This is a genomic window from Ectobacillus soli (assembly GCF_042610425.1).
In the GTDB taxonomy this organism is placed as follows: Bacteria; Bacillota; Bacilli; order Bacillales; family Bacillaceae_G; genus Ectobacillus.
In genome coordinates this window covers 2,012,834-2,027,060 of the sequence record NZ_JBGJZM010000001.1, presented here as the reverse complement: position 1 = coordinate 2,027,060, position 14,227 = coordinate 2,012,834, and the positions used below count along the sequence as shown (strand labels likewise).

The 14,227-nt window shown below is 32.2% G+C and carries 6 protein-coding genes and 1 pseudogene; 5 read left to right on the top strand and 2 right to left on the bottom strand.

The annotated features are described in order from the left end of the window. Positions 1–152 precede the first annotated feature (152 nt). Entirely contained in the window at positions 153–1,538 is a 1,386-nt protein-coding gene (locus tag ACAN53_RS10310; RefSeq protein ID WP_379969629.1) for a Sau3AI family type II restriction endonuclease, read from the bottom strand. A 274-nt stretch (positions 1,539–1,812) separates the two neighbouring features. Between ACAN53_RS10310 and dcm the strand changes: the two genes are divergently transcribed. Beyond that, on the top strand, positions 1,813–3,063 hold the full coding sequence (gene dcm, locus ACAN53_RS10305; RefSeq protein ID WP_379969627.1) for a DNA (cytosine-5-)-methyltransferase: 1,251 nt from the start codon (positions 1,813–1,815) through the stop codon (positions 3,061–3,063). Positions 3,064–3,268: 205 nt separating this feature from the next. Here dcm and ACAN53_RS10300 read toward each other — a convergent pair. Continuing rightward, positions 3,269–3,391 (bottom strand): annotated as a pseudogene (locus tag ACAN53_RS10300) (IS3 family transposase); the annotation flags it as partial. 225 nt (positions 3,392–3,616) lie between these two features. Between ACAN53_RS10300 and dptF the strand changes: the two are divergent. From dptF to ACAN53_RS10280, 4 genes are all read left to right on the top strand, one after another. Further along, positions 3,617–5,338 carry a DNA phosphorothioation-dependent restriction protein DptF gene (gene dptF, locus ACAN53_RS10295; protein ID WP_379969625.1) on the top strand — a complete coding sequence of 574 codons (1,722 nt, stop codon included), beginning with the start codon at positions 3,617–3,619 and terminating at the stop codon, positions 5,336–5,338. After that, the gene (dptG, locus tag ACAN53_RS10290) at positions 5,338–6,714 is read left to right on the top strand and encodes a DNA phosphorothioation-dependent restriction protein DptG (RefSeq protein ID WP_379969623.1); all 1,377 of its coding nucleotides are present in this window, start codon (positions 5,338–5,340) and stop codon (positions 6,712–6,714) included. Before dptF ends, dptG begins: the two co-directional genes overlap by 1 nt. Then, complete coding sequence (gene dptH / locus ACAN53_RS10285; RefSeq protein WP_379969621.1) at positions 6,695–12,031, top strand: DNA phosphorothioation-dependent restriction protein DptH; 5,337 nt, start codon at positions 6,695–6,697, stop codon at positions 12,029–12,031. Before dptG ends, dptH begins: the two co-directional genes overlap by 20 nt. Positions 12,032–13,532: 1,501 nt before the next feature. After that, a complete protein-coding gene (locus ACAN53_RS10280; RefSeq protein ID WP_379969619.1) occupies positions 13,533–14,195 on the top strand; it encodes a hypothetical protein in 663 nt (220 codons plus the stop codon). The last annotated feature ends 32 nt before the right edge of the window (positions 14,196–14,227 follow it).

Here is a 14,227-nt window from a genome sequence, read left to right as displayed (position 1 = left end):
TATAGGAAGGCAATAACATTCGGAATCTAAGCAGAATAATTTAGTGTTTATTTGTATTAGTTTAATAGATGGAAGAATAAAATAATTTTTACCCCTAAACTTAAAGTCTTAAGATTTAAAAGTTTAGGGGCATTTTTATGTTTGTATGAAATTTAGTCCTCATTTACTATCTGTGCAACATAACTACTATTCAACCAAAAACACTGCTTAGTAATCGTTTGTTCATTTGGTAATTGAATCTTATCAGTGCCATCTCTTCCTTTTGGTCTAATATGAGCAACACCGTTGAAGGAGCTTTTAGGTAGATTATTTGTTTCTATTTTTTTTTGACCTTTTTTTATATAGCTAATTTTCAAGCCTTCTGTTATTAATTTATTTACTTCTTCCCAGACTTGTTTTAGTTCTTTCTCGATGGTAGAGAAGGGCATATTCCACAGTTTTATTCCTTCGAAGAACAATTCACGATTAAAGTTCTGTTTCTTTGTTTCCTTATATTTAAATATAACAAATAGAAATTTGGTTTCGAGAAAAAAATTACGTATATAACTATCTTCCCATGATTCACTTGTCCATTGATGGAAATCAATATTTTTAAACGACATACTTTCTTGAGGTTTTCCGTTCGGTTCAAGACGTATGGTTTTAAACTTGATATTGGCTTTTGCAAATTCAGCTATTTGATTTAGATTTGTACCCTTTATGCCTAATAAAGAACTTATTATATTTGCGACAAAGGATTTCGATTGATTTTTGTATTCTATTCCAGTTTTAGTGGCAATTTCTTTGTCAGTTAAATTTACGAAAGGAGAGAAGCGCTCGTATAAAAGTTGATCAAGTGTTTTTGTCTTTAATTCTTCCGTCTTCGCAAAACTAACTAATTCTTCTTGGTCTACGAATTTTCTGACCAAGCTGGTCATATATGATTGTTTTAGAGAAAATGCTCTTTGCATTGCCATGGTTTGGGAGAAGGGTTGTGGTCGAAGTGAGCTTTTGTTCGAACCCTTAGTACAAGCACCTAAGTAATTGGTATCTCCTTCGGACAGTTCATCAGCTTTACCACTACGGATTTTATCTATAATGGTTTTCCAATCTTGTTTAATAATTTCTAAGTCAGCTTCAGGGTATTGGTAAAGGATACTTTTTTGTATATAGAAGTTCTGACGATTAACATCAGGCTTCCACTCATAAAACATCAGCAATAGACACTTATTTTTCTTCCAAAAACTAGATGAATAAAAAGTAGTATAAGCTTCTTCCATGTAATTGATAATATTTAGTACAAGTCGCTCCTTTGCTGATAAGGATTTATTTTTATTTTTTTTGAAGGGAGTAACTTTTAATTCAACACCAATATTATCAAAGTCTGGTCTAGCAGCCGAGTTAATTGAGTAACCAAAAAAGCTTTCTTCAATAACTTGACCTAAAGCACCTTTTGCTTTGATATTTTCGAGTCGATTATATTTGTCTAATTCTTTAAATGATTTTCCTTCTGCTTCTTTTGCCTTAATAAGTAGTTCTTCCATAGTTTGATAGTCCATTTTCATGTACTCCTCTAATAAAGAATGCGCTTTAACTTAAAAGATAGATGAAATATGCAAATATTTCAATAAAAAGGTTAATATAGAATATACGTTCGATTTTGTGTATAATATACTAGAAGTAAATTTATTTTCAGCATACTGTAGACATATGAAACATTAGACGATTTATGATATTATAAAATAATCTAGTCTATTCTTATTTAAGTTATTTAGTACAAGTAAATACTATAAAACTTCTTAGTTCTGCATGTATCGAAAGGATGTTCAAAATATGTTAAGAGTAATAGAATTATTTGCTGGTGTAGGAGGGTTTCGTCTTGGTCTTGAAGCGACAAAAGAATTCGATGTAGTGTGGGGGAACCAATGGGAACCATCAAAAAAAGCACAGGACGCATTTGATTGCTATACTCGTCACTTTAACAATAAAGGCATCCATTCTAACGAAGATATATCAACAGTGGATGAAAAAAGTTTAAGAGATATGAATATTGAAGTACTTGTCGGTGGTTTCCCTTGTCAGGATTACTCTGTTGCACGTAGCCTATCTAATGAAAAAGGAATTCAAGGGAAAAAAGGAGTTTTGTTTTGGGAAATTGTTCGTTTTGTGTCTGAAATTAGGCCAAGATACGTACTACTTGAAAATGTTGATCGATTATTAAAATCTCCTTCAAAACAAAGAGGAAGAGACTTTTCAATTATGCTAGCGAGTTTTCGCGATTTAAACTATACCGTAGAATGGCGAGTTATAAATGCAGCAGAGTATGGTCAAGCACAACGTCGTCGTAGAGTTTTTATTTTTGCAATTCGTAACGATACACCTTATGTTGAAAGGATGTCTGTAATAGAAAGTCGGAATATGCTTCATCAAGAGGGCTTTTTTGCTAATGTATTTCCAACTGCAGAAATTCATTCTGAAAAGCACATACCAAATTCTTTTGAATTACCAAAGGACATACTTGAGATATCTGACCAATTTTCAGCAAAATATTTGAACGGTGGTATTATGCGTAATGGTGTTGTATATACAGAAGAACTAATTCCTATAGTAGAACAATTTATTACTTTAGGTGAAATTCTTGAACAAGATGTAGAAGAAAAGTATTATTTAAATGAAAGCGCAATTGAAAAGTACAAATATTTAAAAGGTCCTAAGAGAATTGAACGCATATCAGCAACTGGGCATAAATATATATTTTCCGAAGGTGGGATGGTATTTCCTGATTCACTTGATAAGCCAGGAAGAACAATGTTAACGAGTGAAGGAACCGTTAATCGAAGTAGTCATGTTGTCCAAGACCCACAAACAAATAGATTACGTATTCTTACTCCTAAAGAATGTGAGCGGCTTAATGGATTCCCTGATAACTGGACGGAAGGCATGTCTGATAGAATGAGGTATTTTTGTATGGGCAATGCTTTAGTTGTTGGGTTAATCGAAAGAATGGGGAGACAGATTCTTAAAATTGAAAAAGAAGATAGTAAAGTTGCAGAAAACAAGCCTAAACAACTTAGTCTATTTTAAAATAATTATGTAGACCTCGCTAAATAGCGAGGTCTTTTTGATGAGTTACGAAAAATGGTAGGCCAAGACATCTAAATAGAAACTAAAGTAACAAAAACGCTCACAAAAATGAAGTAAATCCAAAAAGTTAGACAAATATATTAAGCAGCTAGTAGGAGTGAATTCTGTTTTACAGGCTCACTCCTCTTCGATTTATTTTGATTCATTTGTGTTTGTAAATATAGGTTTCTAATTTTTTCTTAAAATGCTCTATACTGCCAAATTCATAGAGATACAATAGTTAGGATTTTAATAAGCCAAAGAAATTTTCTGTGACTGCATTATCTATATATTTATATTAAAAGATATATTTGTGTAATATGATGTTCTTTAACATTGTGTGGGAAAGCACTTTTTTCTAAAAAGATGCATAGTGATTATATAATTGAATGTTTACTACTGCTCAATTGTTAGAACATATCTTTTTTTTGGTATATATCAGGGAGGCATATTAAGTTAACTTAATGAATGGATAAATGGTAGAATAATAACAAAAGAGACAAAAGGTGATGTAATGACAAATATAAAGCCGAATCCAGAATCAAAATTTTTAAATCAAATAAAAATGTTAAAAAGTTCATCAAAAGAGACAGTTATACATACGAACACATTTACGCCTTTTAATAAATATATGCATACTAAGCGTCCAATTGAAGATAAAATTATTAAAGCAGTAAAGTGTCTCGAGCAACAAGATGAGAAACAGTTAATTTTATTATGTGGGTCTGTTGGTGATGGAAAGTCACACTTGCTTTCATATTTAAAATCAGCTTTAAAGTCAGCATACCCGTCACTATTTTTAAATGTTTTTGTACATAATGATGCGACGGTATCCCATAATCCGACTGAATCTTCTATCGAAACATTAGAGAAGATTTTACAAGGGTTTAATGATGGGCACACCCCTACTCAGCACATAATTGTAGCGATTAATATTGGAGTATTGCACAATTTTTATATTTCTCAAAAGGAAAAAGGGCAATTTGCACAGCTAAGACAATTTATTAATGAAAATGGCGTGTTTGATGAAAATTCATTATTCACGGACAGTAATTCCGATAAAAATAAAAGGTTTCAATTATATAATTTTGCAAGCGAACGAGTTTTTGCATTAACACCTAATGGACCGCAATCTGCTTTTTTAGAATCTATTTTCACAAAAATCGTACAAGATGATTGCGATAATCCAATTTATCAGGCATGGAAGCAGGATGTCGAAGCAGGCATTTTGACAATTGCACATGCGAACTATCAACTTTTACAAAATGAAGAAATTCGTGTCCGTGTACTAGAAAAGATTTATCATGTAATTTTGCGAGAGAAAATTATGCTATCTACTCGAGCATTCTATAACTTTATTTTTACGATAATTGTACCATCAGAGTTAGAAGTGAATTCAAATAAAACAGGATTTAGCATTGAGCATACATTGCCAAATCTTTTATTTAATCATCCTGAGCGTTCATCGCTACTCGAAAAAATCTGTATAATCGATCCATTACAGATACGTGTAAAAGAAATCGATGTGTTAATTTCTAATTTACATGTGTTATCGGAAAAGCAAGTGTTTGTTCAAAAAATTTTTAATGAATGTAAAGTAGATTGGCAGTCTGATATTTTTCGAAATGTAATTCAGCAGGCAATTGAAAAAAATCAATTACAAGAGCTGTCTAAATTCATTATTCGAATGAAGGATTTAACAGAGCCTACCGTATATAAAACATTTCTGGATTTTGTGAAGTATCTATACAGTTTCCATACAGGTGATAAAAAAATGATAGGGGAATTATTTGCTATTTTGAAGGAAGCATTCATTAAATGGAAGGGATCACCGCTACCAAACTATTATTTCGTATCGAATGATTTAAGTCGTCCACATCGTTTAGCATTTCCACTGAAATTAAAAGAGTATGTACAGAAATCATTTGGTGCACAGGAGTCAGATGAAGTAATTTTACAATTTGACAACTATATAACCTTGGGCTTTTGCAAATCCGTCTTTAACTTAGATTTAAGATTGTACGAGTTGCTATTAAAAGTAAAAGGCGGCTATCGTCCGAATAAAAATGAAATGAATGTAGCAATTCAATTTGAAGATTTCTATAAGCAGCTATTAAGTTCGGTAGAAAAAAGTAGCGAGGAAGTTATGATTGTGAGAAGTGTTGATAAATCAAAGTATTTAATTACTAAGCCTAGCTTTGGTTCAGTAAAATTCGAGGTAGAGAAGGTAAGATAATGACATATACATTAGATTTTGATAAAATCAAAAATTTTGTAACAGATAAAAATGATAAATATAGCTTTGAACGAAAAAAGTATGTTCGTATTTTACCATTACCTTCACGAACCGCTGACCGAGCAGCATATAAAGATGGGTTTTCAACAGTAACAGCGGCATTATTACGTTTAGTGGGTAATGAAGCGTTAGAGTTTACAAAAGCGGATAATTTCCTAAATAACATTTTGGATGCCGGGGATTATGACTCTGACGAGTCAAAAGCGATGTTTGAAGAGTTTTTAACATATGAATTAGGAAATGTTGATACGAATAATGTGGATTCTTTTCAATATTTAAAGTATATTCACTTACCTGAAGAAAAAGCAGAATATAAAGGACAAATGCAGGTTATTCAGTTTTTCTATGATATTTATATTCGCGATATACACGATGAAATTCAAGTTGTTTTAAGTGAATTACAGCATGAGGGGTTAATGCATGACATTTTAAATATTGAAATTCCTAAGACGCAAAGTTCTTTAAAACCACGGTTCCGCGTATTATTTAAACAGTATCAGGAATTGTTTTTAGAGGATGTAAGGGCGCTATCGAAAAATCCAGGTTTTTTTGTTGAGCATATTGATAATTTATTCATTCACTACACATTTATAGCAATGACTCAAATCATTTTCCAAACTAATAAGTTTAGTAATTTCGATGAAATGAAATTACATAGTTTACCATTTTTAATGAATCAGGAAAAGGCTTCAAAATGGAGGCTAGGTTATAAGGAAGGCTTTTTACGTATAAAAGGTCAGATTTTGAACTTCTATACGCATGAGCATTTACTTAATATTTTAGCATTAAATACATTTACAACAGATGAAAACCTATACTACCATGATTACAAAAAAATCTTGTCTGAAGCAGGTGAAGAGGCAGCAAAGCAATACATTGAATCGCTATATAAATGGATCAATGAAGTGTTTAGTCACTATCACGGGCTAGAGGAATTAGAAGCATATAATGGGCAGGATATCGATACAGCATATCGGTATATGTTTGAAAAAATCCGTCGTCAAATTAGTACAGAAGTTTTCACACGTTATAAATTAGCTTATACAACCTTTATTTCGAAGTTTTATAGAAAAAATGGGGGAGCATTAGGAACGATTTTAGCACTTAATCTGAAGCAATTATTATTATTAACAGCTGTTGCTGTTGGAAGTAAACCGCGTATTGAGTTAAATCAACTATGGGTTGAATTTGATAAACGAGGTGTCATTGTCGATGATGATACGAAATTAGAAATAGTTGAACTGTTAGACAAGTTAAACTATCTAGATAAAAAAAGTGATAGTGGGGATGCACAATATGTTAAGTCCATTTTATAAAGTAGTTGTTAAACAACTCCGGATGTTCTTTAAGCATAAGGCTTCAAATCAAGAAATTGGGCGTTATTATATGGAGTTGCCTTCTGAGGAATATATGAAGCGGGTAGTAGAATCGTTACAAAGTTTAGAAGAGGCAACAACATTTGTATACAAAAGCCCTGATGGTTCAAACGAATACAAGACGATTGCATTACATTACGACGACGCAAAATTTGTAATTGCTTCTACACTAGATAGTACACATGTTGACTTTATCGTGACTTTAAGAAATGAGATGAGTGAACAGCAAGGTGATTGGAAAAATGCTTCAATCGTAATGATTTCAAATAAGAAACTGGATTCTATTCGCGGAGGGAGTGTCAATTTAACTGCAGAAGGATTCCCACTACATAGTTCGAGTATGGTTGGCAATATTATAAAAATGGTAACTGAAAGTAAGTTACCAAAACATAATAAAGAAATGCTTTATAACTATTTAGAACATCGAGATGATATGAATCACATTCAAAATGTTTCGTTTTTAGATTTTGAGGATTTGTTGACTTGGGTGAACCAAGATGAAATGACTACTGAAGATCTTAAAATGATTAACTATTTCAAAGATCCACTATTGGAAAGATTGATTGAGGCACGTGATATATATGAAAAAAATACTCGGGATTATAAAAATTTAGACCGAGAAATTCAAAAGCGATTAAATGATAACCAAACACTATTCGAGGATATTACACGTACGCGTGAATTAGGAAATAGTGAGGATTTACTAAAGGAAAATTTTGATTCTTCAATTGGTAGAAAGCTTTTCAAAGAGGATGATTCGCTTACCTTTGAAGAAATTATTAAAGCGAAGGAAAAAGTTGAATCAATAAAAATGATTGCATATAAGCCAGAGGAAGTAAAGATTTGGCGAGTGGAAGATGCTGATAAAAAGGTTTTAGTGAAGACATATTGGAAAATAGAAAGCCGTATCCGCACGTATGACTTTGTTGTTTTTATCCCGGAAGCAAAGGCTGGACAGCGACTTAAAGTCAGTCTCCCATTTACCGCAAAAACAAAACAAGAATATATCAAAGATAAATCCCAAAAATTCACTAAAGCTATAGGACATTCACTTGAAGTGATAATTGAACTAAAAAATGGTTCAACATTTGTAAAAATTGATTATAAGCATGAGAATATGACGAAAGGCGCTTATAGCTTCAGATTTTTAGTGTTACCAATTGTTGAAAAAATTTTGGCAACACATGACAACAGTTTTTCATTAAATACAAAGGGTCATCTTGTACTAGAGCTTAAAAATGAATTTTTAGTATTTGGCGAAGTACCGGAAGCAGATTTTGAGCTGCAAAATAAAGAAGAAGTAGTAGAAATTCCTGAATGTGGTTTAAAGCTACGATTTTCTCCAGATATATTAGATGTAGAAACGTCTAAATTAGCCTTTCCCGTGAAAATTGAAGAAGCGGTATTTACCATTGAAATTGAAGATGAGGATTTAAGTTCTTTCCCTGTGACTCCCTTCCAAGTTTGGCAGCGAAAGATGTGTAAAAAAATAAATGTTGAATATACACGTTTGAATCAGCGAATTATGATTGGTGATCAACCATTAGTGATAAAAAAGGAATTTCGCTATTTGTATGAAATCGAAGAGCAGTGGGTGAAAGCAAGCTGGCATGTTACAAAGAAGGATTTATTAGGTCTACATGCAAAGAAAATTGCAATGCCTGAGCGTTTAGAAGCGAGCTACTGTGCATTTTTAGAATATTTTAAAGTAAGTAACACAATCCCGTCTTTTGCCTTTTACAATGAGGAACTTTCAGTACTAGCAAAAGAGTATGTGGAAGCATTTATAGAAGCAATTAATTCCATTCAAGAAGGGGAAAATATGTCCCAAGAAGTGCGAGACATTTTATATCTAGGTACATTACAAGACTTTGATGTGCTATATATGACACCATTTTCTCCGTTAAATGTAGTTTATCAATTAATGTTAACTAATGAACTTGCAGGTAGTGATGTGGATCGTAATATTTTGTCGAAAATGAAAGCTGCATATACAATCCCTTATCTAATAAATGAATTAGATGAGGTGTATAAGCCGAGCCCAAACAGCTTCCAAGCAGAATGGCATGAATACCGTCCGAAAACTCAAGTATCGATTGGAGAGACAAATAAATATCTTGCGCAAGTCGTGGAAGAAAAATTAAAGCAATTTTTCAAGTATTATGATTATCTCTTCTCATTAGCAAATGAGACAGAAATTGTAGTCAATATTATTAATATTGAAAATGATATTGAAATTTTAAGAGGTGTCGTACAGTGGTTTAAGTATGAAATGAAACGCCGAAAATCATTGCAGGGATTACCATTAATTAAGATTGTTGGCTACTACGTTGATGATAATAATTTAACAGCATTTGAAAGCTTTAATACCATGAATGACGCAGAAAAACTCAAAACAGAGTTTGATATAGATTGCAAAACGACAAATTTTAATGCAATTGATGTGTTCCAAGTTATTCAAAGTAATTTAGTTTTTATAAAAAAATCAATTAGTGAGCCGATTGAATATAGTCATTTAACGTTTTATAAAATGCTAAGTAAAGAATCCGTTTCAACACAAAAGGTAAGGCAAGCTCCGAATGCACTGAATTTAGACGGTCTATATGTCACTCCAACATCAATACGTACAGAACAAGGTGGCTATCGTATTGGATTCGGTATAGGTGGATCGAATGAACAAAGATCACAACTTACTAGATTTGCTACAAAAATCAATGAGCTAAGTACGAACCGTCGAAATAAAGGAACAAATGCTTATCATAAAGACGAAATGCTTTGTTTACATATTGACGGAGATGATGAAGCTTTTTTAAAGACATTGTATAATCAATCAATTTGGCTCATTTTCATTGATCCAGCGGTTGATTTAGAATACTTCCAAGAAACATCAGAAAACTTAGTGATTGTGCATTATTCTGACCAGTTATCTTCATCGAATCATTATGATGCTATTACAGTGACAAATAAATCAAAACAATACTATAGGGTGATTGAAGAATTCTTCGCAAAACAAGGAATTGCTTTTCCAAAAGAAAAATTAGATCAAGTTATTAAGGCATTTAACACATTTAATGGAGAATGGTTATTACGAGCAGTACAGGATGTAGGGCATGACCAACGTGAAAAGATGAGTATTGTAGCAGCGATTAAGTTTATGCTGATTGAATTAAGTGAACAGCATGATATTATATGGGTACCTATCTCCATGGAGGAAATTGTTCGAGTAGCGGGCAATGTACGATTAAACAAAAGAGATGGTATCTTTTCAAGTAAATTAATAGGTCAAAAAGGATCACTAAGTGATGATTTATTAATGATTGGCATTAAGCTAGACGAGAAGCAGTTATATATGCATCTTTATCCTATAGAAGTTAAAATTGGCGATAACTCAATAGCAGTAATCGCGAAGGGAACGCAGCAAGTAACAAATTTAACAAAGGCTTTAAAGAAGGAACTGATGATGAATACAGGATTTGAAGCAAAATTCTTGCGTAACTTCTTTGCTAAATTATTTATTGTTAACGCTCGTAAAATGGAGGTGAATGCATTCTGGCCAGAAAAGAGTTTTAAGCTAGATGAAAAAACGATTGAATTATTATTAAATGATAAATTTGTTGTGACGGATAATCATCAGGCAGAATTAAATATTGGAGCTATCGTTTCGTTTAGAAAAGATGCACATGTGAAAAGCAAGGATACGTATAATGATGTAACGGTCTATGATATTCCAGAGCGAATTGCCTATAAAGCAATAGGGATGACGATTGAAGAGCTGAAAAAGGATGACTACAGCAACGTCATCTTAATTGAAACAACTCATGAAAAGATGCAAGCTGTGGATTTACCAGAATATTTAACACTACCAACGTTAATAGATGATAAAGAACTCACTTCAGAGGTTCCTAATGAGCTAGATAAAGTTACTTCACATGCATCCATTATTATTGAAGACTACAATGTACCGGCTGAAGAAAAAACAGAAATCGAAGAAACTGAAACAAAAGAAAATACTACTAAAATTAAAATGATTGAAAAAGGGGCCTTAGCTGAAGTTGCTGCAACTAGAATAAATGAAATAGAAGTAGTAACTGAAATCGACCAGGTAGAAACAGAAGATGAGGAAATAAGCCAATCTGCCATACTAAAAGTACCAGTTAAAGATATTCGCCCTTTATTGGGGCATCTTCAATCTAATGAAAAGCGGATTTACTGGGAATTTGGCCATCCTCAGCTAAACAACCGTCATTTAATCATTGGTGGACGTTCAGGAGAAGGTAAAACTTACTTTATACAATCGATGCTACTTCAATTAGCCGAAGTGGGACAATCTTCGGTGATTATTGACTATTCAGCAAGTTATACCAAATCTAAGCTGGATAAGAAATTTGTTAAGGTATTAGGTAATCGTATTCATGAACGAATTGTATATGATGATAAGTTACCAATTAATCCGTTTTTACGACGTGAATTCCACACAAATCAAGGTTTCCGTGTTGAAAAATCCTATGAGGTAGCAGGTCGCGTTTCTGCTATTTTCGAATCGGTATTTAGCTTCGGTCCGCAACAAGTGAATGCTCTGTATACAGCTATAAAAGAAGGAATTGATAAATATAAAGAAGGCTTTACAATGAAGAAACTAATGGTAGAGTTAAAGAAATTAGAAGACATTTCAAGTTCAACATTAGCTTCTATTGTGAACAAACTCCAACAATTTGTTGATATTGATCCATTCGATTATAATGAACATTTTACATGGGATGATTATTACAAGAAAACAGGACAAATTTCAATTATTCAGTTTGAAGGATTCGATCAGGATAATATTAAAAAGCTAATGACAGAGCTATTACTCTGGGAAATTTGGTATTACGCACAACGTGGTAATGAAGAGCAACCATTGCCTATCGTTCTTGATGAGGCGCAAAATTTAAGCTTTAAATCAGGTTCACCTTCGGATAAAATCCTTCGTGAAGGACGCAAATTTGGTATTTCAGCTTGGTTTGCAACGCAATCATTTGTTAATTTTAAACCAGCAGAAATGAGCTCTCTTGAAAACGCTACGACCTCAATTTACTTTCATCCAATTGATAGCGACTTTAAAGGTGTTTCGGAGAAGCTTTATTTAGAAAAACGAGATTTAGTATTGCTTCATGATTTAGGTAAAGGGGAATGCTTCGTTCGAGGGAAATTCTTATTATCAACGGGCGAATTATCAAAACAAACTATAAAAATGATTAAAGTACCGCCAATGCAATAAAAGATTAAAGGAGACTAAGACATAAAGTATTGAATGTGTCAAGGTCTCCTTTCTTTTGAAAATTAAGCAAGAAATTTCTTTGCAATGGAGGGCGGGGTTATCCTTTAACAGTAAAATGCCGTTAAAATTCCTTTAATCCCAGCTTTTATGAAAATTTATCAGCATTCTTACGCTGAAGTAGTCGGAGTTTATTGACCAAATGGAGAATCTGATTCCCTTACTCAATTAGGTAGAAAATTACAAGATTATGAGAATAATGATGTAATTTATACGAATCTAGAAACATTAGAGGTAAAATGAATAAAAAGTCCAATCTTCTAGTAATAAATTACCATAGAGAACCGTACCAGTTATATCATTCAATAAAAAAATTTAAGGGGCATGGTAAGGAGATTACATCTTATCAGGAAATATGGGGACTAATTAAAACTAAGGAGGATCGTACGTACTGTTACATTCTTCTTATTGTATTCAATAGTTTAGGAACTTGGGTTCAAGGATTCCAAGATACTTATAAGTTAACTCAAAAACTGAGGCTATATATTACACGAACAGGATAAGAACCAGAAGAGAAAAGTAATCTTAAAGATGAAATTCAACAACGGGAGGAAGCAACTGGACATTAAGGTTTCGCTGAAAAGGGAGACTATACAATTTGCATAGTTTATGAAGGAAAATTATTCCGTAATTTTATGGATTTAGATCAGTTAAAATAATAATACTTTCTCTTGCTTCCCTTTCTCCACCTACAATTTTATTAAGTTTTTATATAAGGATAAATTGTTATTATCTAGCATACTTATAATAGTATTGTGTGAAATATGGAGGGGGAGTGCCGTCCAGTATAATATAGTTGTTTTATTTCCGTTTATTGTTAATATTAAAGTAAGTCCTAGGCTATAGGATACGTATTCCATTGAAGCAAACTGTTATGATTAAAAATCTGAAACTTAGGCATATATTACTATTATTTCTAGGAGGAGTTAAATGGATAACTTAGTCCTAAAGTAAAATAAATATATTGTTATGATGAGTTATTAAAACGAAAAGAAAATCCAACTGTTGGATTTTCTAATTCTGAGGAAGGAAAATCACAGGCAAAAAAGGTTCATATTAACAATTTTTTGTCTATATATATAACATCACCAATACAAAGAATAATAGGATTAGCAAAAGTAAAAGAAACTCCTTTTAGGGATAATAACAGATGGCCTTATCAGGTGCCCGTGGAATGGGTTATTCCCTCTAAGGATCCAGGGGTTTTATTAAAAAAGAGGCTGAAATAAATTATCGGCCTAAGAGAGGTGATTCAGAATTTTGAATCTCATCAAATTTTGCAAACCAATTGCTTGATATGTTGCAAGAACAATATGCTTATAATAAAGCACTATTATTAATGGAATTTTTATATATTAGGAATAATTTAGAGATGTTTTTTCATGGCTTCTCAGTTTCTTTTTATAGATATTTTTGAGAAATTTTAATTTAAAGGGAGAAAAAAGTGATAGACGCATACGATGTTTTTATGAGCAAATTTGGGATTAATGAAGAAGAACTAATTAAATTTGGGGTAGAGGAATCAAAATTTATTGATAAGACTAAAGTAAAAAATCATTGGGAGAAATTAAAATTTAATATAGAAACAGGTAATCAAACGGTTTTTATTAGAGGATATGGACGTGATGCTAAAGGAACTAACATGTATATAGAAATGTACAAGGAATTATTTGGTCATTCTAATTTTAAAAAAGACGCAACAAATAATGCTGTTCCAACTAAAGTAATTAAGGAACTTACTGGTTTTTCAAAAAATGTAAAAAATGATAATAAGTATGAACAAATTAGAAACTATCAGGTATCGCATATTTTTGCACGAACTAAGAATCCATTTGCCTTTTCTGCACCTTGGAACATCGTATATGTTCCTAAAATTGTTGACCCTTTTACTGGTCATGAAAGTAAAGGAGACCTTACAAATAAATTTCAAAAACAGTTTCAGGCATTTTTTATAGATTACTATAGTGATTTTATTTTAGAGTTTAATAATATTATGACAGATATCTTTCCAAAGTTAAAGAAGTATTTGGAAAAAAATATAATAAATGAGCAATTCAAAAACGATGCATTAAAGCAGTTTGAGTATATAAACAAGCCTAATATGTAATGAATAAAAATTCTCCTATGAAATTCTCTTAT